Origin of the sequence: Halorussus halophilus (assembly GCF_008831545.1) — an archaeon.
GTDB lineage: Archaea > Halobacteriota > Halobacteria > Halobacteriales > Haladaptataceae > Halorussus > Halorussus halophilus.
In genome coordinates, this window is record NZ_CP044523.1 from 962,079 (window position 1) to 980,860 (window position 18,782).

The window sequence follows — 18,782 nt, forward strand, 5'->3', positions numbered from 1 at the left end:
ATTGCGTCGTTTTGACTCCGCCTACTTTCCGCCATCGTCTTCCACGGCTCGTTTCCCTCGACCGGTCTCGTTCAACGAATCGTTTCCAACAGTTAGCAGTTCGTTGTCGGTCTGAACTCGAATTAATTCGACGGCAAGCCGCCCGCAGTCCCGCCAATCGGCTTTCAGAATTTGGGGGCTTGATAGCCGGACGCGACGAAGCCGTAATCGGCGAGATAGCATGTCGAAAGCAAACACACAACAGCAAGCCGCCCCAGAGACCGAACGCGAGACACCCCTCAGAATGCACGTCGAGTTGTCCGGTAGCGAGACGCTCGACTCCGCGGTCACGTGTGCAGTGTCACGGGCGACGGGCGTCGCAGTTACCGACCTCGCGCCGCTCTACGAGTACATGGACCCCGACGCACTCCACGAGTTCGTCACGTCGATGCGCGACCGAGAGACGGCGACGAGTGTCACGTTCGAGTACGAAGGTCACGACGTTCGAGTCAAGGGCGACGGTGAGATACTCGTCTGGCCGGAAACGTAGCCGCTACGACCCATCACCCGAAGTCCGCGAGTCCGGTCTGGCTGTCGTCGTCGTCCGTCGCGTCGTCCTTCGAATCCGCGCCGTCGGACGCCGCGTCCGCGGTAGCCGCCGTGTCGTCGTCCGACTCCACAGTCTCGGAGCGAGTCGCTCCCTCGAACGCACCGCCCGAGTGTTCGACCGCCGCCTTCTCCCGTAGTTCCGCCGCGTCAGCGACGACGTTCTCGACTTTGTTCGTCGTCTTGCCGCTTCCCGTGACGAACGAGACGTGCTTTTCCTCTAAGTCGTACTTGGCGGCCATCGCTGTCGTCAACTCCCGGTTCTTACAGTGGTGGGTCATCGACGCGAGGAACGGCATGATTTCGCGGCGCGCTGTGGACATGCTCACGCCGTCGGTTTCGGCGATTTTCTGCGCGATGTAGTCGCGAGTGTTCCGATTTGCCTTCGAACTGCCGAGCTTTCGCCAATAACTCGGCGGGCCGTAGCGGGTCCAGCCACCTTTCTTCTCGCGGCGCGAGGCGGCGACGCCAGCGGTGATGTTGTCGCCCGCGTATCGCCAGTAGGAGTAGTTCTGCGTGGCGCGAACGCGACCGAGCCACGTGTCGGCGTTCGAGAGGAAGTCGTAGGCGTCCGCGAGTTCCGCGCCGGAGTAGTCTTTCGGGACGTTGTCCTCTATCCAGTTCAGCATGTCGTCCGGCGTCTCGTCCACGTCGTAGGACTCCTCTAACGCCTCCTTCGCGTCTGCTTCTTTGAAGACCTTGTCGAGGTAGTCGAAGATGCCGCTCGTTCGGTCGCGGTCGCCAGTGACGCTCACGTCGTCTTCCGTCAACGTTTCGTTCGTCTCGGCGATTGCTTGGAGGTCGTTGACCGCCGAGCGCAGGTCGCCGCTGTTCTTGTCGGCGATAGCGCGGAGTGCGTCGTCTTCGTACTCGACGCCTTCCTGCCGACAGATGTCCCGGAGGACGGGGACGATAGAGCGTGCAGACACGTCGCGGAACTCGATGGTCTCGCAGGCGTTCCGGAGCGAGTTCGACATGTCGTAGAACTCGTTGGCGATGAGTACCATCGGTTGACCGGCGTCCTTGACGATACTGGTGATTGCTCGGGACCCGCCCCTATCGACGTTGCCGTGGAGGTTGTCGGCTTCGTCCATGACGACGAGTCGGCGGCCAGAACTACCGCCAGTGAGGGTGCCGCTCTTGGCGGCCTCGCCTGCGACTCGCTCGACCACGTCCTTGGTCCGGGTGTCGCTGGCGTTCAACTCGATGGTCGGCCAGCCCATGTCGCTCGCCAGTGCGTGGGCCGCCGAAGTCTTGCCGACGCCGGGACTGCCGTGGACGATGACGGCGTCCCCGTGTTCGTCCCACGTGTCCGCCCACTCTTTCAGTTTGTCGCGGGCCTTGTTGTTCCCGCGCACCTCCGAGAGGGTCGAAGGCCGGTACTTCTCCGTCCAGTCGGTCATTACTGGTGGTAGGAACGAGCGGCGTTTAGTGGTTGCGGAGCGCCACGCCACGGACACCAAACCAAGTCCCGAGAATCGCGCTACACCTTTTTGCGGTTGCGGATTGTTCTCACTCCTATGGGGGACATCCGTTCGGTCCAGATGAGCGACGAAGAGCGCGACGAATTCCTCGAACGCGGCGGCACTGGGGTCGTCTCGTTCCCGCGAGCCAGCGACGAACCGCCCCACTCGATTCCCGTTTCGTACGGCTACGAGGTGGACAACGGCCACTTCTACTTCCGACTCGCGTTCGGTCCCGACAGCGACAAAAGCGAGTTGATCGACGAGGAGACCCCAGTCTCGTTCGTCACCTACGACCAGACCGAGACGGGGTGGCAGAGCGTCGTCGCCACCGGAAAGTTGGACGAAGTTCCAGAAGACGAACTCGACAAGTCGATTTCCGAAGCGATGCGACAGGTCGAAATTCCACTCGTAGACGTGTTCGAACGTCGTCCACAGGAAGTGACCTTCCGTTTCTTCCAGTTGGTCCCCGACGAGTTGACGGGACGGAAAGAGGCCCGGGCCGACGACTAGCGAATTCTCCCCGTCCGTCTGGTAGTCAGGTGACAGTTTCTGCAACGAGAGGGATTTAATCCTTCAGTAGCAATCGCCTCTATGCCCGATATATCGCTGGACGACTACCCCTCCGGCGAGGACTCACCACGCTCTTCGTGGACGCGCGAACAGGCCGCCGCCATGGAGCGCACCGAGATGAACGTCGCTCCCATCATCTACCCGCCAGAAGACGACCCTGCCGCAGACGACGGCGTTCACGTCTGGGACACGTGGCTGTTGCGCGATAGAAACGGAGAAATAGCCGAAATAGACGGCTGGCGCGTCGTCTTCTCGCTGACCGCCGCGTCGGAGTTGCTCCCCGGCAAGCGCCACGACTGTGCGACGATTCGGTACTTCTACTCGCGCGACGGGAAATCGTGGCAGGGCGGCGGCCCAGTTTTCGACGGCGGTGCGCTCGGCCAGCGCCAGTGGGCGGGGTCCGCGCTGTACGACGACGGCGACCTCTACGTCTACTACACCGCCGCAGGCGACGACGAAGGCGACGAACTGACCTACACCCAGCGCATCGCAGGCGCGGAAGGCGGCAACGTCGAGTCGAGCGACGACGGTCTCGAAATCGGCGGGTCGTGGAACCACCAAGTGCTACTCACGCCCGACGGCGACCGGTACGAGACCGAGGAACAGTCTCGGGGCATGATTTACACCTTCCGGGACCCGTGGTTCTTCGAGGACCCAGAAACTGGCGAGACCTGCCTCCTGTTCGAGGCGAACACCCCCGTTCCAGAAGGTAGCGACGTCTGTGGCGGTGACGCGGCCCAGAGCGAGTTCAACGGGAGCATCGGTGTCGCCATCTCGGAGAGCGGCGACCCGATGGAGTGGGAACTCGACGACCCGATTCTCGACGCTGTCTGTGTCAATCAGGAACTCGAACGCCCGCACGTCGTTTACACCGACCAAAGGTACTACCTCTTCATCTCCAGCCACATGCACACCTTCGCACCCGGATTAGAGGGGTACGACGCGCTCTATGGCTTCGTCGCCGACTCGCTTCGCGGACCGTACGAACCGCTGAACGACTCGGGACTGGTCGTCACGAACCCCGCGAACGCGCCGTTTCAGGCCTACTCGTGGATGGCGTTCCCCCACGGCGACGACGCGCTCGTCCAGAGCTTCTTCAACTACTACGACTTCGCGGGCACGTCGCTCGACGCCATCGGCGACCTGCCAGAAGCAGAGCAGATGCGACGCTTCGGCGGGACGCTCGGCCCGACGATTTCGCTCGGCATCGACGGCGACCGAACGCGGATTACGGGGACCCTCGACCACTGGCACATCCCGACGGCGAACGAGGAGTTGTCGCTACGGGACTTAGGCGTCTCGAAGCGCAGTGAGAACGCGGGAAGTAGCGAGACCGGTGCAATCGAGTCAGACGAGAACGCGACGAACGACGGGTCGGGCGACGCGAGCGACCGCGGCGGGTACGGATACTACTAATCCGACTGCGAGGGCGTCGGCGACTGTTTTTGGCCTGCTTCTGCCTTCCACGCCGATTCGAGACGCCACACCGACAGTGAACTGACCGTCGTCCGGCCGTCGTCGCTCCACAGCGAGACACCGGTACTGTCCTCGCGGGTAGGGTAGACCCGACTCGTTAGGCAGTGGCGCTCGTTCGCGAACAGTTCCACGATAGAGCCGTCGAGGAACACTCGGAGGGTCAGGGGTTCGTCGTAGGGCGTCACCCGAATGCGCTGTGGTTCGGCAACTACTGACTGGTCGAGGCTCGACTCGCCGCGCTCGACCACCAGTTCGTTCCCCGCCGTGTAGCGAATCGGTGTCCGTTCGTCGCCGTCTGGTGACTCGAAGACGACGAGTTCGAACGCTTCGGCGTCTTCCAACTTGACTTCGAGTTCGAGTTCGAGCGCACGTCCCGACGCATCCAGGGACTGTCGTTCTCCGGCGTCGAGTGCGACCTGTTCGTCGGCGACGAGCGTCTCCGCTCGAAGCTCCTCGACTTCGTCCGCGGGTCGCTGTCTGAGTCGGCCGTCGTCACCGAGACTGACGACCCGCGGCATCGAGAGCGCACCCGACCAACCAGCGTCCCACTGCGACTCGGGGTTGCGGGCTTCCGGCAGCCAGCCCCACGTAACGTAGCGGTCGCCGTCGTCCAGCGACTGGGGCGCGTAGTAGTCGCCATGGTCGAGTCTGTCGGTCGATTCGGCGGCGAAGCGCTCGCCGTCGAACTCGCCGATGAAGTAGTTCACCTCTTCGTAGTTCGAGACGTGGAGCAGTTGTTTCTCCCCCAAATCGAGCAGTTCCGGACACTCCCAGACCTGTCCGGACTCGTCCCAACTGCCGACGAGGAGCGGGCCGACGTAGTCCCAGTTGCGGAGGTCCTCCGAGGTGTAGAGCAGTGCCGCGCCGCCGACGTCTTCGATGCCGGTGCCGATAATCTGGTACCACTGGTCGTCGTCGCGCCAGACGTTGTGGTCGCGGAACTCCGCTTGCCAGTGTTCCGTTTCGAGGACGTCGATGTCCGTCGGCGTCTCCTCGATAATCGGGTTGTCGGCGTGTTTCGTCCACGAATCGAGGGTCGGGTCGTCGGTGGTCGCCAGACACGGCAGCTGTTTCCTATCGCGGCCACCGGTGTATAGCAGGGTCGCGGTGCCGTCGTCGTCTATCGCACAGCCGGACCAGCAACCGTCTCTGTCCGGGCCATCGGGCGACGGCGTCAACGCGACCGGTCTGTCTTCCCAGTGAACCAAATCGTCGCTCACGGCGTGGCCCCAGTGAATTGCGTGGTGGAACGGTCCCGCGGGGTTGTACTGGTAGAAGACGTGATAGCGGCCGTTCCACTCGATGAGACCGTTCGGGTCGTTCAGCCAGTTCGCGGGTGCGGTGAGATGGTACCGCGGCCGACACGGGTCGTCGGCGAGACTGGCACGGATAGCCGCGAAGTCCTCGGCGTCTTTCGGGCGACCGTAGTGGCTGGACGGTCCGGCGTCGCCGGAGAGCGCGTCGAGCAGTCCCTCGAAGAACGTCGAGCGGTGGGCTTCGACGTGGTCGCCGACCGCTTGCTGGAACGCGAGCGGTGCGCCGACGCCGAGGACCGTGCCGTCGCCGACCTGCCACGAGACGACCGGCATCTCGTCTAAGACATCAACGCCCGAGCGGACTGTCGAAGCGAGGACTTCACCCTCGGCGGGGAGTACATCTTCGTATCGCGCGTAGGGGGCCGTCCCGTGTTCGTAGAGCGGGATACGAAGCGTGTCGAAATCGGAGACAGCGGGGTGGTCGTCGTACAGCGACCGCCACAGCACGCCCGCCGGTTCGCCGACTGATTGCTCGCCGACGGCGTCTGGTCCGACCGAGTCGATACCGAGTGGTTCGACCATCGCCATTCCGCGGAGCGTCAGCAGGAGTCCGCCGCCGTCTGCGACGAACTGCTGGATAGCGTCTGCATCTGGGGTTGCCGGAGAAACGTCGCTCACGGGGTCGTCGCGGTGCCACCACAGCAGGTCGTACCCGGAGAAGTCGTCCTCGCTGACCGGCACCGTCTCGACCTCGTAGCGTCGCGCGCTTAGCCACTCCAACACAGCGTGTTGTTCTTCGGAAAGTGTCCTGTGATAGATAAACCCGACGTGAACCGGCGACTCGGACATAGTTCGAACGTATTCGGCCGCGAGTGAAAACGCTATCGCGGACCGCGGAGTTTTGCCTGGTCCGTGTGGGGGACCCTAACACCCTCAGACAACGCTTTTACCCACCGCCTTCGTCGTCGGTGACATGTTCCCCGAACGCCTCGAAACCGAGCGGTTGGCATTGACGCCGCTCACGTCCGACCACGTAGACCCACTCGACTTCTACGAACTCTGTTCTGCGGACGCAGCGCACATCGAGGAGGTCACCGAATCGCTACCGTGGGAACCACACCAGACGCCGAAGGAGACCAAGAAGTTCCTCGACGGACTCGGACAGCAGTGGAGCGACGCCCAGAACGCGGAGTACGCCGTGCGCGTCAGGCCGGAGGAAGACGACGAAATAGCGGGTGCGGTCGGTCTGAACCCCGACTGGGACCGTCGCACCGGCGAGTTGGGCATCTGGCTCCGCAAGCCGTTCTGGGGCCGAGGCTACTACGGCGAGGCGTTCGCCGAACTGACTCGCGTGGCGTTCGAACGTCTCGACCTCGAACTGGTCGAAATCCTCCACAAGCACGGCAACGAGAAGTCCCAGCGAGCGACCGAGAAGTTCACAGAGCGCTTCGGTGGCCGCCACGAAGGTCGGTTCCGAAACCTGTGGAGTGGACCCGAGGTCGCCGATGCGCATCGCTACACCATCTCGCAGGCCGAGTACGAGCAAACCAGATGAGCGACCTCTTCCCCGAGCACATCGAGACCGACCGCCTCGTCCTCGAACCGCTCACCACCGAGAACGTGGACGTGCTGGCGTACTATCGCCTCTGCTCGCACCAGAACCCGCACATCGAGGAGATAACCGAGTTCCTCTCGTGGGAGCCACACGAGACGCCGAAGGAGACGCTGGAGTTCGTCGAGTCGCGCGAAGACGCATGGCACGCTGGCGAGGACGCGACGTACGTCGTCCGTCCGAAAGGTGGAGAAGACGGTGCAGGAGAAATCGCTGGCGCGGCCGGACTCCACCCACACTGGGGCCGCCGCACCGCGACTCTCGGTACGTGGCTCCGCAAGCCGTTCTGGGGTCGTGGCTACTCCGGCGAGCGCGCGCTGGCGCTCATCGAAGTTGCCTTCGAGCGCCTCGACTTGGAAGTCGTCACGGTGAACCACCAGACCGGCAACGAGAATTCTCGACGCGCAATCGAGAAGTACGTCGAGCAGGCGGGAGGGCAACACGAGGGACTACTCCGGAACGGGACGATGGGCCCCGACGGCCCGGTCGATTGCCACCGGTACTCCGTGACCCGCGAGCAGTGGGAGGAATCGCGTGACGAGTGACCTCTTTCCCGAGACTATCGAAACCGAGCGACTCGTCCTCGAACGACTCTGCCGCGAGAACGTCGATACGCTCGATTTCCACCACTGTTTCGCCAGCGGCGAAGCCGACCCGGAAATCTTCGAGTACATCCCCCAAGAACCGTGGTGTGTCCCGAAGGAAGCCCACGACCGAATCGAGCGCGTGGAAGAACGCTGGAACGACAGTGACGCCGCCGAATACGTCGTTCGGCCAACGCAGGACGAGCAGGGTGCTGGCGAAATCGCCGGAACCGCCCACCTCCACTTCGACTGGGACCGCCGGATGGGCCGACTCGGTTGCATCCTCCGCGAGCCGTTCTGGGGGCGCGGATACTCGGGCGAACGCGCAGGCGCGCTCTTGAAACTCGGCTTCGACCGACTCGACCTCGAACTCGTCGAGACTGGCTGTAACGCCGGAAACGAGAACTCCCGACGGGCCATCGAGAAGTACGTCGAGCGGTGGGGAGGGGAGTACGAGGGTCTCCTCCGAAACCACGTCCCGATGGGCGACCGAGTAGACGACTACCACCGTTATATCATCTCGCGCGGACAGTTCGAACGAAACCGATGAGCGACCCCGAACCCTTCGACGTGCACAAAATTCGACACAAGCTCAAACTGCACAACGACACGGGCGACAGACAACTATGGGAGAACAAGAAGGACGCCGTCTGTCCAGCCTGCGAGGATCCGTTTTCCGAACTCCTGATATCTGAACAGCTCGAAAACAGCTTCAACCGACCCGACGGTCGGTTTTGCGTCGTCCGCGAGGAGAGTCGAATCCTCGTCTTTACTCACTGAGTTTTGTTCGTTGACTTTCAATCACTGCGTTCGCCGACGCCACCCGCACCGAACTGCTCGCCAGCGACGACTTCGCCGCCTTTGACGACGGTTCGTGGCTCTCGAATCGCGGCGGTGTCTTCGAGTGGGTTCGAATCGAGGACGAGGAAGTCCGCGTAGTTCTCCGCTTCGAGCGTTCCGGCGTCTTCCAACCCGATTACGTCGGCCGCCTTGCCGGTCATGGCGACCAGAGCATCCATCGGGTCCATCGCGTGTTCGACCATGAACGAGATTTCCGTGGCGTTCGCTCCGTGGTAGTTGAACGGCGTCCCGGCGTCGGTGCCGCCGACGATTTCGACGCCCGCTTCGACCGCGCGCTGGAACGACTCGATGTGGCGTTCGTAGACGACGTTCGTCTTCTGGAGGCTCTCGTCGGTCGCGTGGTCGGCGTTGCGCACGATGCGGTACGGTGCCGAAAGCGTCGGCACGAGTGTCACGTCTTCGGCGACGAGCATCTCGACGGCGTCGTCGTCCAGATACGTCCCGTGTTCGACGGTATCGACGCCAGCGCGGACTGCGGCTTTGACTCCTTCCGCACCGTGGGCGTGCGTGGCGACGTGGACGCCGCGGCGGTGTGCTTCGTCCACGAGTGCGTCCATCTCCTCGGGCGTGAACGCGGGCGTGTCGGGGTCGGTTCCAGGCGTGGTCACCCCGCCGGTCGCCATGAACTTGATGAACTGGGCGCCCTGTTTGACCTGTTCGCGGACCGCACGTCGGCAGTCGGTCGGCCCATCGACTTCTCGACCGAGGTGGTGGCCGTGACCGCCCGTAATCGTGATCGAGCGGCAGTTCGCCACCATGCGCGGGCCGGGCACGTCACCACGGTCGATTCGCTCTGCGAGGAGTACGTCCAAGTCCTTCGCACCCATCGCACGGACGCCGGTAACGCCCGATTGGAGCGTCTTGCGGGCGTTTCGCGCTTCGACCAGCATCAGTTCGGCCTCGCTCATCTGGACGACCTCTGCGACGCTGGCCTCGCCCGAGAGCGAGAAGTGAACGTGTGCGTCCACCAGTCCGGGGACGATGGTCTTGCCAGCGAGGTCGTAGATTGCTTCTTCGGGACCGGGGGTCGCGTCGCCGACCGCTGTAATCCGACCGCTCTCCCGGTCGAACTGGACCGCCGCTTCTTCGTAGAGTTCGCCCGTCCCGTCCAGCAGGCGAACGTCGCGTAGAATCATTTCCTGAAACTTTCCGTTGGCATCCCTTGAATCTACTGAACCACGCTCTCGCGCGTCGAGCGGATAGTTTTCGGGCGAACAGTCGTGTCATCGCAGTGTCCAGAGGCCGCAATATTCTCATTGCTTCGGTTAGACTGCCTGACTATGTCAGGTTTCGAAGACAGTTCTCTCCCCCTCGGTCGCGGTGCAGTCGGCGGTATCGCGGCGTGGTTGTTCGGCTATCTGGTCGCGTACGTATGGAAATCGAACGCAGTCGCCGAGACGTTGGAAGGCGTCGGGTTCATCTCGCAACTGCTCGGTGGCGAGGCAGTGCCGACGTGGAAGGGCGTCGCGTGGCTGTTCATGAACGCGCACTTCGTCGCGGCGAAGGCACCGACCATCACGGGTGCCACGCAGACGGTCAACCTCGTGACTGCAGAAGAGGGCCCGACGGCACTGCTCGTGCTGCCGCCACTCGTCTTGATACTTGCCGGAATAGCCGTCGCGTACGGCCTGACTCGGAGCGAGGACCCCATCGCAGGCGCCAAATCGGGCGCGACGCTCGCGCTGGGCTACCTTCCTCTCTCAATCGGGGCGGCGTTCCTCACGAGTCACGCGATTGGCGACACCGACGCCGCAATCGCGCCCGACCCCGTCACCGCGATATTGCTCGCTGGCGTCGTCTATCCGGTCGTGTTCGGCGGACTCGGCGGAGTCGTGCCGAGTTACTTGGAGTGACCTACAGTTCTCGGGCGACCATCTCGCCCCAGTGTTCGAAGCCGTGTCTCTCGTAGAACGCCTGCGCACGGTCGTTTTCCCGGTCCACGTCGAGGACAAGTCTGTCGAGTGGTAAATTCTGTGACTCGGCGAACGCGACTGCGGCGGCCATCAACTCGTCCGCGATTCCGGTCCCTCTGGCTTCCGCTCGGACGAAAATCTCGTTCAACACGGCGGCGTCCCAAATCATGGCGAACTGCTGAGGTAGGACGAAGACGTAGCCGAGGAGTTCGCTCTCTCCCGCCGATGCGGAGTCGGCGTTCGTGGACGCCGACTCAGCGACCAGCACGCACCGCTCGTCGTGAGAGACGCACCAGCGCGCCCAGTTCAGATACCGCTCGCGATAGTCGTCGTCCAGTTTCGCCTCGTAGACTTCCTGCTTGTCGTCGGTGCCGGTACCCGACCCGAGACCCAACTCGAAGCCGCGTTTGAGTTCCCAGAGGTCCTCGGCGTCTCGGTCTAGGTCGTACGGTCGCACTGCTACGTCGTCCATGCGCAATCGTTGGCGTGCGTACGAGTTAGCGGTTGTGGAGTGGCGAACTCGTAGCGCAGTCTTCACTCGCGCTCCATCCACAGGCGGAGCGTCACGACGAGGTAGCCAGTCAGCGCGAGCAGGAAGCGTTCGCCGGAGGCGAAGATGTGGAAGACGCGCTCGACGGACTGTTTCTCGGTGTTTCGCGAGGGGTCTACTCCGGTGCTGTAGTGAGTATTCTTGGTCGAAGGTGGCGGTGGGGTCTGCTCGGAACTCGCGTTGGCCTTCCCGGTAGCGTTCGGACTGCTCTCGGCCGCTCGGTCCGCCCAGAAATCGAGTCTGAAATCGAAGTCGAGTTCCACGAGCGTCTGGACGAATCCGCGCTCCGTCGAGTAGACGACTTTCCCCGAGAAGTCGTAGAACTGGTCGTGGAGCGGGTAGAGGATGTTCGCACCGTTGAAGAAGAGGTCCGGGCCGATTCCGGCGAAGGTGACGGCGACGACGCTTACCCACGCGACTCTCACACCGCGATTGTCCCACCGCTTGTGAAGGAGGGATTCCTCACGATACCGAAGGTCGTAGGCCAGCAGGAGAGCCCCAAGAAGCGGAAGTAATAGCGTGTGAAACGCCGCTCGGTGAGTGCCCGGAAACACCATGCCGACGAACACGTCCAAGTCGATGGCCGCGGTGGCGAACATGACGAGGAGTATCGCCCGCCAGTCGAAGTGGTCGGTGAGCAAGGCAGTGCCGACGAGTCCCGCGAGTGCGGCGTGGACCAGCGTCGATGGCATCGTCTGCCATGCGACGGGAAGACGTATATCAGTTTCCCGGAGTGTTCGACGTTCGCCGAACCCCAGTTTCGATACGTTTTTCCGGCACACCCGCACATCCCGGTGTATGACAGAATCGACGGACCCCCGCGCGGACCTCGCGGAACGCGTCGCGGGAGAGATAACGCTCTCGGAGGACCCCGGCGCGACCCTGCGCAAGTGGCGGACCGACTTCGGCGTCTCCCAGACCGACCTCGCGGACCACCTCGACGTGTCGTCGTCGGTCATCAGCGACTACGAGAGCGGTCGCCGCGAGAGTCCTGGCATCGGGGTCGTCGCGCGCATAGTCAACGCATTGCTCGACATCGACGAACAGCGCGGCGGCGACCGCATCCGCCAGTACGCTCGGGTCCTCTCGGCCGGTTTCGAGAGCGACATCGTCAGCGACCTGCGCGAGTACCCGACGACGTTCCAGTTGGAGCGCTTCTACGACGCCATCGGCGCGACAGAACTCACCAGCGGCGACCACGACCACGTGACAGGCCACACCGTCATCGACAGCATCCAAGCCATCACGCGACTGTCCAGCGAGGAGTTCTACCGCCTCTACGGCCAGAGTACGAGTCGAGCGTTGATGTTCACCAACGTCACGCGCGGGGAGTCGCCGCTGGTCGCCATGCGCGTCGTCAACCCGACGCCGAACGCCGTCGTCCTTCACGGCATCGACCGCGAGGCGTTGTGGGACCACGCGCCGAAGATGGCCCAACTCGACGGCTTCTCGCTGGCGGTTACCGACGACCCGCTGGACGAGATATTGGAGTCGCTGCGGGAGTTACCCTGAGTTCGCTCGTTTTCTGACCGTCGTCCACCTCGCGTCAGACGTTGCCTACACCTCTCCAGCTAAAATATATTTTAGCTAACATTTTTTGAGTCGTAGCGTCTACCAACTATCGATGCCCGACCCAACCAACTCCCCGAACTTCGGGACGGACTCGCCGAACGCGGGGGCCGACGTGCTCAAGACCGGTACGACGACCGTCGCGCTCACGGCCGCGGACGGCGTCGTCCTCGCGGCCGACCAGCGCGCGAGTCTCGGTGGCCGTCTCGTCAGCAGCAAAGACATGCAGAAAGTCGAGCAGGTGCATCCGACCGCCGCGCTGACGCTCTCCGGCGCTGTCGGCGAACTCCAAGAGTACGTCCGGCAACTCCGCTCGAAGGTGGACCTCTACAAGACGCGCCGAGGTAACCCGCCGTCGATGCACGCCACCGCGACGTTCGCAGGAAACCTGCTCCGACACGGTCCGTACCGCGCCGCACAGTTGACCCTGGGCGGCGTCGATTCGGACGGGCAACAGGTCTACAGTTTCGACGCCGGCGGTGGCGTCACCGAGTCGCCATACGCCGCTGGCGGCAGTGGCATGCAACTGGCCTACGGCGTCCTCGAACGCGAGTTCGACGCCGAGATGACCATCGAGGAGGCGCGAGTCGTCGCTGCCCGCGCCATCGAATCGGCCAGCGAACGCGACACTGCGAGCGGGAACGGCCTTACGCTCGCAGAAGTGACTGCCGATGGCGTCGAACTCGACAGCTACGAGGACCCAGCGAGCGTCGCTGGTGACGATAGTATCGGGGAGGTGGCCTGATGCAAGACAACCAGCAGGCGTACGACCGCGGGACGAGCATCTTCTCGCCCGACGGGCGACTGTATCAGGTCGAGTACGCCCGCGAAGCGGTCAAGCGTGGCAGCGCCAGCGTGGGCGTGAAGACCAGAGAGGGCGTCGTGTTGGCGGCCCGCCGTAGAGTCCGGTCGTCGCTGATGGACCCCGATAGCGTCGAGAAACTGCACGAAATCGACGGCCACCTCGGCGTCGCCAGCGCGGGCCACGCGGCAGACGCACGCCAACTGGTCGAGTTCGCGCGCGAGGCCGCCCAGCGGGAGCGTCTCCGATTCGACGAACCGCTCGGCGTCGAGACGCTGACCAAGGAACTGGCCGACCACGTGCAGGAGTACACCCAGAAAGGTGGTGCGCGGCCGTTCGGTACGGCACTGCTCGTGGGCGGTATCGGTGACTCGGGACCCGCACTCTACGAGACCGACCCCAGCGGCACGCCCTCGGCGTGGAACGCCGCGGCGGTGGGCCGCAACAGCGCCGAGATTCAGGACTACCTCGAAGCGGAGTACGTCGCGGACGCCGACCTCGAATCGGGCGTCGATTTAGCGCTGTCGGCACTGGCGGCCCCGACAGAGGACGGGTTCGACACTGCGGACGTGGGGATTGCGACAGTGACCAACGCGAACGGATACCGGCAACTCGACGAGGACGAGCGTCGCGAGCGACTCGACGCGCTCGGGTTGCTGGACGACGGTCAGCAAGCGTCTTAGCTGGCCTGCTGTGTGTTCCGGCGGCGCGTCTCGGCGACGGTGAGGTCTCCGGCGACGAAGACGCCTAACTCCTCGTCGTCTAGTTGCGCGCTCACCCTCACGCACCACGGGTCCGTCGAGAGGACCGTCTCCCGCCACTCGTCGCCGACGTTCCAGATGGGCCGGTCGCGGACGTTCTCGCCGTGGTCGTGGTAGAACGCTATCACGGCAGGGTGTTCGAGGACCGCGAGCGTCACCGGACAGTTGAGTTCGCAACCACACTGTTGGCAGTCGAGTGTGACTTGTGCTTGCTGAGAGTCCGCGTCGGTTTCCGTGGAGGTACCGGTCTGACGTTTGCCCACGAGTGCGAGCGTGGCGTCCATCTTCGCCGCGCACTCTGGACAGATACCGTCGGACATGACCGACAGGCGGTGGCGATGGTGGCGGTCGAAGGCTTCGAGGAGGTCGGCGGTATCACGGTCGCGCTGGGCACCCGGCGGGAACGGCAGCGTGAGAATTCCTTGTCGGCAGTCAGTGCAGGCGACCGTGACGTAGTTGGCTTCGCAGGTCGCGGCTAAGTTCCCATCCTCGCAAAGCGGACAGTCCTCGCCCATCTCGACTGGCCCGAACGACACGCGGTCAGTGTACGTCCCGGCGACGATGGCGCGGGCGACCTGCAACCCGGCGTAGGTCAGCGCGTAGCGGTCTTCCTCTTCGCCGGTCTTGCGGAGATAGAGGTCGGTCAGTTGCCGGAGGTGGTAGGCGAACCCGGCAGTCGTGTCGGCGGAACTCTCTTCGAAGAGTTCCGAGAACGTCATCGTAGTGCCGGAGACGGATTCGTCGGCGTCGTCTACGAGCGCCCGGAGGACTGCCATCCGGACCTCGTTGCCGAGCGCGTCGAAGGCGTCGCTCGCCGGGACGGACTCGACTTCGGGGGTGGGTTCGGGGGTTTCGGTGGGTGGCGTTTCAGGAGTGACTTCGCCAACGTCCTCGGCCCCGGCATCGCTCATACCATGGAAGTCGGGCGTCTTCGTTTATAAACTCATGGCTAGATGGGGTATTGACCGGAAACGACCGACGAACAGCAGAAGGAGAGGTGATTGTGACCACCTCGAAAGCCCCCGCCCGCTCGCTACGAACCGCAGAAGTCATCGTGACCATGGCCGCCCAGAAAGTCCCGCCCGTGTGGTCTGGTTCACTGGCTGTTTCCGGGTGGCTGTTCCACCGGCAGTAACGATAGTGAACTCTCCATCCCTCGCGCGAACAGGTCGCACCACGAGGTGTGCGACCTGTTCGCGCGAGGGATGAGTAGCGCAGGCCCAGACGACGCGCTGGAGCGCGTCGTCTGTACTGAGCAACGCAGTCGGATGGGGAGGGACGCGAGGCGCGCGGGCGGTCACGCGAGCGAATGCGAGGGTGGCCTCGGCGGACGCGGTTTGTCCTCCGGTGGTGCGGAGAGCGGGCCTCGGTTAGTGAGCGGTGGAGCCGCGAACGTGTGGCTGATGCGGTTGGCGGTGCTGTGCGGTCTCGCCTTTGCACCGGCATCAGTGCTATTCTCGTTGTCGTCAATCTCTCCGTCCTGTTCCACCTGCTGATGGCAGTAACTGCTGATGGCAGTAACTAGCTCCAACTAACCCATCTGCCATCCCAAGACAAGAACAAAGAAAACAGAAACTACCGCTACCAAACGCCCGCTTTATTCCACGAAGTCGTACATTCGCTCGTTCATGCGCCCGCGACCGGTGAACACGAACTCGCCGTCGGGAACCGTGAAGTCCTCGATCTCGATGGTCTTGTCGTGGTTGTGTCGGTCGTGGACCTTCTCGTACTCTTCGAACGAGAGGTCGTAGCGGTCCTCGATTTGGGCGTCGATGTTACTCGCCTCGATTTCGTCCTTCCAGCCGTCCTGCACGGTCTCGGCGTGGACTTCTGCCTGTGCGCCCGAACCGTAGGAGCCGACCAACAGACGCTTGCCTGTGAGGTCGATGCCCTCGTTGAGGGCGTGGCGGAGCGCGCTGGCGCGGGCGATGTGGACCGAGCCAGTGTACCAGTTGCCGACCTCGCGGGAGATGGAGAGGGTCGGGTCGATGGTGTTGCCGTACCACTCGCGGTACTGGTCGGTCTCTTTCAGTTTGTCCATGTAGTCCCGGATGGCTTCCTCGTAGGCTTCGCGGTCCTCAAACTCGTCCTCGCGGGGCTGGAAGCCGATTTCGTCGGCCAGTTCCTCTTCGACGGTGGTGTCTCGAATCATGTGGCGGTAACCGAGCAGGCCAGCCTTCCGAACCATACCGGGGAACGGCGTGTGGAACGGGATGTACTCGAAGTCGTCGGGATGGGTGTCGCCCGAGACGGATTCGAAGTCCTCCACTGCCTCGCGCATGCGTGCGAGGTACACCTGCATCGAGCGCTTGCCGTCCACGCTCGGGAACTGCTGGTTCGGTTTGAGGAAGTCCGTCTCGTCCGCAGAGCCGTACCCCTGCTCGGTGGAGAGTTCCAGCACGCTGGGGTCCTCGGAGATGAGCATGGCGACTGCGCCCGCACCCTGCGTCGCCTCGCCGGGGTCGCCGCGGGCGTAGAGCGCCGTATCAGTCGCAACCACGAGCGCCGAGCGACCACGGTTGCGGCCTGCTTTGATCCAGTTGTAGGCGTCGTCGATGGCCTGCGTCCCGGCGACGCAGGCGAACTTGCGTTCGCCCTTGTTCGCGTGGTGGAAGTCCCCGTCGTACACCTGTTCGAGACAGCCCGCGATGTACGTCGAGACGGGCTTGGAGTTGTCGAACGCGCTCTCGGTGGCAACGTCGATGCGGCCGATGTCGTCGGGCGTCAGTCCCTTGCGGTCCATCAGTCGGTGGGCCGCGTTCGCGCCCATCGTTACGATGTCCTCGTGAGCGTCCGGGAACGAACTGGCGTTTAGTCCGAGTCCTTTCGTGTACTTCTCGGGGTCCTCGCCCTTCTCGGGCGCGAACGTGTTCGGCAGGTCCAGTTTCAGCTTCCCCGTCCAGATTTCGATGGCGTCGATACCGACGGCTGTCATGTGCGCTTGTCGGTCAGTGGGCTATATGATTTTGTCGATAGCGGATTCGACGGTTGTCGAACTAGGCGCCAGTTGCCTCGATGGTCAACTCCTCGGTTTCGACGGTTCCGTTCGCCAATCGGTAGGTGATTCGGACCGACACCGTTTCGCCGGTCATGTCCGCTTGCTGCGGGTTGTTTCCGTTTCCTTCGAGGAACTGCATGAGGGAGAAGGTCGCTGTACTCCCGCCGGACAAGACCGGCTCGACGGATGGCGTGGTCTGCCAGTAGAACTCACTCATGTCGAGGGACGTCGGGAGGTCGGCGCCGCCGGGAACGTCGTTGATTCCGTCTCGGGTATCCGCATCGACGTACAACTCGCTCTCCCACTGGCCTTCGTTCGATGACGGGTCACTGAGTTGCTTTATTTTCCCGCGCTTCGGGTCGATTTCCACGTCGGTAATCGTCAATTGCTGATCGTAGCTGTTCGTGACACTGAACCGGACGCTCGCAGGCGTCCCTTCGTTGTCGGCGTCAACGGCGACTGCGTCTCGGTTGTACTCGATTCCGCCGGGAGTCGGTGTCGGTCCACCCGGTCCGTTGCCGTTTCCGGGACCGCCGACGCCGTAGACGCTAAGTCTGAACGTCAGGTTCTCCTGGGCACCGTCTTCGAACTCGCCGCTCGTCGGTGGCACGTCGGCGATGCTCGTCCGCACTTTCACCCGACGATTCGCACCGTCGAACTCGTCTACTTCGTAGCGGAGTTCGACTTGGCCCTGTCCGTCGGTTCGGACGTCCGTCAGCGTCTCTCCCACCTCACCACGGTAGTGGAGTCGGTCCGGCAAGTCGTTCGACACCAGCGAGAGGTTCACTCTTGCACCCGTGACGGGGTTGTTGTACCGATCGCGCACTTCCACGACGAGTTTCCGCGTGCTGTTCTCGGCGACGCTCGTATTGTCACCCGACACATCGGTCACGTAATGCGGTTCGACGCCCGACACGTCGTTTCCGACGCCGACTTTGGCCAACTGTAATTCGTACGTTCCGGGTTCGAGAACGATGCGGACCGCATCCTCGCCCGGCACACTCTCGACGGCCTGCACGTACGCGTCCTCGTCCGAATCACTGCCGTCGAATTCGTCTTCCAGTAACGTCTCCTCCCACATCGTCGCTGAGAGTTCCGTCGGCACGGTCAACTCTATGGGGTCACCGCTCTCTCGAACCGCGATAGTTCGGGTAGACGCACTCACGGCCGTCGGCGAAACCGACAGCGACTGACTGCTGGACTTCGAGAGCGTGCCGTCTACCGTCACCAACGAAAGCGTGTTGCCCTTGACGAGTCGTTGGCCCGCGACGACGGTCTTGGCACTGTCAAAGCGGTTGTAGAGGACGCCGTTCGCGTAGACCGTGGTCGGCGCGTTCTGGTAGACGTGGTAGTTCGGTTCGTAACTGAGTCCGCGCGTCGAGAACTCCTGCGTGGAACCGTCCCAGTAGTCGCGGGTCTCACCGGACGCGACTGCGTTCTCGATGCTCACTTTGCTGTCCGTCCCGAGTTCGGTCGTCCGGAGCGTCCCGGAGGGCGACGGTGGATTGACGAACAGCGCTCGAACGGGGTACTGCGTGCCGAGCGGAATCGAGGCCGACCCGCCACTGTCGGTGGCGGCGGTGCGGTGGAGTTCGTCGCGCAGGTCCTGTAGTTGGTTCTGGACCTGTTGATTGTGTTTGAACTCCACCTGGGAGTTCTCTTGAGGGACGACTTGGGCCTGATACGTCGATAACAGGACGACCAACACGGCGAACAGCAACACCGTGCCAATCTGAACAGTCACCCCACGCTCGTCCGTTCGAAGTCGCACTACCGACT

General features: G+C 63.2%; 19 protein-coding genes. 11 read left to right on the forward strand and 8 right to left on the reverse strand.

Annotated features, from left to right (window positions below; all coding sequences use genetic code 11):
- Positions 1 to 220: 220 nt before the first annotated feature.
- The gene (locus tag F7R90_RS04715; RefSeq protein WP_158056117.1) at positions 221 to 529 is read left to right on the forward strand and encodes a HalOD1 output domain-containing protein; all 309 of its coding nucleotides are present in this window, start codon (positions 221 to 223) and stop codon (positions 527 to 529) included.
- Between the two features lie 13 nt (positions 530 to 542).
- On the opposite strand, the gene F7R90_RS04720 is transcribed toward F7R90_RS04715, so the two are convergent.
- On the reverse strand, positions 543 to 1,988 hold the full coding sequence (locus F7R90_RS04720) for a replication factor C large subunit (protein ID WP_158056118.1): 1,446 nt from the start codon (positions 1,986 to 1,988) through the stop codon (positions 543 to 545).
- A gap of 117 nt (positions 1,989 to 2,105) precedes the next feature.
- Between F7R90_RS04720 and F7R90_RS04725 the strand changes: the two genes are divergently transcribed.
- Positions 2,106 to 2,561: a pyridoxamine 5'-phosphate oxidase family protein gene (locus F7R90_RS04725; protein WP_158056119.1), complete on the forward strand. Its 456-nt coding sequence runs from the start codon at positions 2,106 to 2,108 to the stop codon at positions 2,559 to 2,561.
- An 81-nt stretch (positions 2,562 to 2,642) separates the two neighbouring features.
- Complete coding sequence (locus F7R90_RS04730; protein WP_158056120.1) at positions 2,643 to 4,037, forward strand: glycoside hydrolase family 68 protein; 1,395 nt, start codon at positions 2,643 to 2,645, stop codon at positions 4,035 to 4,037.
- Here F7R90_RS04730 and F7R90_RS04735 read toward each other — a convergent pair.
- On the reverse strand, positions 4,034 to 6,202 hold the full coding sequence (locus tag F7R90_RS04735) for a glycoside hydrolase family 32 protein (RefSeq protein ID WP_158056121.1): 2,169 nt from the start codon (positions 6,200 to 6,202) through the stop codon (positions 4,034 to 4,036). The two genes, F7R90_RS04730 and F7R90_RS04735, sit on opposite strands and share 4 nt — an antisense overlap.
- Positions 6,203 to 6,326: 124 nt before the next feature.
- Between F7R90_RS04735 and F7R90_RS04740 the strand changes: the two genes are divergently transcribed.
- From F7R90_RS04740 to F7R90_RS04755, 4 genes are read left to right on the forward strand one after another with little or no spacing between them, the layout of a single operon-like run.
- Complete coding sequence (locus F7R90_RS04740) at positions 6,327 to 6,908, forward strand: GNAT family N-acetyltransferase (protein ID WP_158056122.1); 582 nt, start codon at positions 6,327 to 6,329, stop codon at positions 6,906 to 6,908.
- A complete protein-coding gene (locus tag F7R90_RS04745; RefSeq protein WP_158056123.1) occupies positions 6,905 to 7,510 on the forward strand; it encodes a GNAT family N-acetyltransferase in 606 nt (201 codons plus the stop codon). The genes F7R90_RS04740 and F7R90_RS04745 overlap by 4 nt, the downstream gene beginning before the upstream one ends.
- On the forward strand, positions 7,500 to 8,099 hold the full coding sequence (locus tag F7R90_RS04750; protein WP_158056124.1) for a GNAT family N-acetyltransferase: 600 nt from the start codon (positions 7,500 to 7,502) through the stop codon (positions 8,097 to 8,099). Before F7R90_RS04745 ends, F7R90_RS04750 begins: the two co-directional genes overlap by 11 nt.
- Positions 8,096 to 8,329, forward strand: a complete 234-nt coding sequence (locus F7R90_RS04755; RefSeq protein WP_158056125.1) for a DUF7385 family protein — start codon at positions 8,096 to 8,098, stop codon at positions 8,327 to 8,329. Before F7R90_RS04750 ends, F7R90_RS04755 begins: the two co-directional genes overlap by 4 nt.
- Before the next feature lie 17 nt (positions 8,330 to 8,346).
- On the opposite strand, the gene F7R90_RS04760 is transcribed toward F7R90_RS04755, so the two are convergent.
- Positions 8,347 to 9,546 carry a metal-dependent hydrolase family protein gene (locus F7R90_RS04760; RefSeq protein ID WP_158056126.1) on the reverse strand — a complete coding sequence of 400 codons (1,200 nt, stop codon included), beginning with the start codon at positions 9,544 to 9,546 and terminating at the stop codon, positions 8,347 to 8,349.
- A 144-nt stretch (positions 9,547 to 9,690) separates the two neighbouring features.
- Between F7R90_RS04760 and F7R90_RS04765 the strand changes: the two genes are divergently transcribed.
- Positions 9,691 to 10,263: a transporter gene (locus F7R90_RS04765; RefSeq protein WP_158056127.1), complete on the forward strand. Its 573-nt coding sequence runs from the start codon at positions 9,691 to 9,693 to the stop codon at positions 10,261 to 10,263.
- Position 10,264: 1 nt separating this feature from the next.
- On the opposite strand, the gene F7R90_RS04770 is transcribed toward F7R90_RS04765, so the two are convergent.
- Both F7R90_RS04770 and F7R90_RS04775 read right to left on the reverse strand, forming a co-directional pair.
- Entirely contained in the window at positions 10,265 to 10,795 is a 531-nt protein-coding gene (locus F7R90_RS04770) for a GNAT family N-acetyltransferase (RefSeq protein WP_158056128.1), read from the reverse strand.
- Positions 10,796 to 10,857: 62 nt separating this feature from the next.
- Positions 10,858 to 11,565 carry a metal-dependent hydrolase gene (locus F7R90_RS04775; RefSeq protein WP_158056129.1) on the reverse strand — a complete coding sequence of 236 codons (708 nt, stop codon included), beginning with the start codon at positions 11,563 to 11,565 and terminating at the stop codon, positions 10,858 to 10,860.
- A 106-nt stretch (positions 11,566 to 11,671) separates the two neighbouring features.
- Here F7R90_RS04775 and F7R90_RS04780 point away from each other — a divergent pair, with 106 nt between their 5' ends.
- The 3 genes from F7R90_RS04780 (at position 11,672) to psmA (ending at position 13,927) form a co-directional block, all read left to right on the forward strand.
- The gene (locus tag F7R90_RS04780; RefSeq protein WP_158056130.1) at positions 11,672 to 12,385 is read left to right on the forward strand and encodes a helix-turn-helix domain-containing protein; all 714 of its coding nucleotides are present in this window, start codon (positions 11,672 to 11,674) and stop codon (positions 12,383 to 12,385) included.
- A gap of 112 nt (positions 12,386 to 12,497) precedes the next feature.
- Positions 12,498 to 13,187 carry an Ntn hydrolase family protein gene (locus tag F7R90_RS04785; RefSeq protein ID WP_158056131.1) on the forward strand — a complete coding sequence of 230 codons (690 nt, stop codon included), beginning with the start codon at positions 12,498 to 12,500 and terminating at the stop codon, positions 13,185 to 13,187.
- The gene (gene psmA / locus F7R90_RS04790; protein ID WP_158056132.1) at positions 13,187 to 13,927 is read left to right on the forward strand and encodes an archaeal proteasome endopeptidase complex subunit alpha; all 741 of its coding nucleotides are present in this window, start codon (positions 13,187 to 13,189) and stop codon (positions 13,925 to 13,927) included. The genes F7R90_RS04785 and psmA overlap by 1 nt, the downstream gene beginning before the upstream one ends.
- On the opposite strand, the gene F7R90_RS04795 is transcribed toward psmA, so the two are convergent.
- From F7R90_RS04795 to F7R90_RS04805, 3 genes are all read right to left on the reverse strand, one after another.
- On the reverse strand, positions 13,924 to 14,916 hold the full coding sequence (locus F7R90_RS04795) for a winged helix-turn-helix domain-containing protein (RefSeq protein WP_158056133.1): 993 nt from the start codon (positions 14,914 to 14,916) through the stop codon (positions 13,924 to 13,926). The genes psmA and F7R90_RS04795 overlap by 4 nt on opposite strands.
- 686 nt (positions 14,917 to 15,602) lie before the next feature.
- A complete protein-coding gene (hmgB, locus tag F7R90_RS04800) occupies positions 15,603 to 16,940 on the reverse strand; it encodes a hydroxymethylglutaryl-CoA synthase (RefSeq protein WP_158056134.1) in 1,338 nt (445 codons plus the stop codon).
- A gap of 61 nt (positions 16,941 to 17,001) precedes the next feature.
- On the reverse strand, positions 17,002 to 18,774 hold the full coding sequence (locus tag F7R90_RS04805; protein ID WP_158056135.1) for a hypothetical protein: 1,773 nt from the start codon (positions 18,772 to 18,774) through the stop codon (positions 17,002 to 17,004).
- Positions 18,775 to 18,782 lie beyond the last annotated feature (8 nt).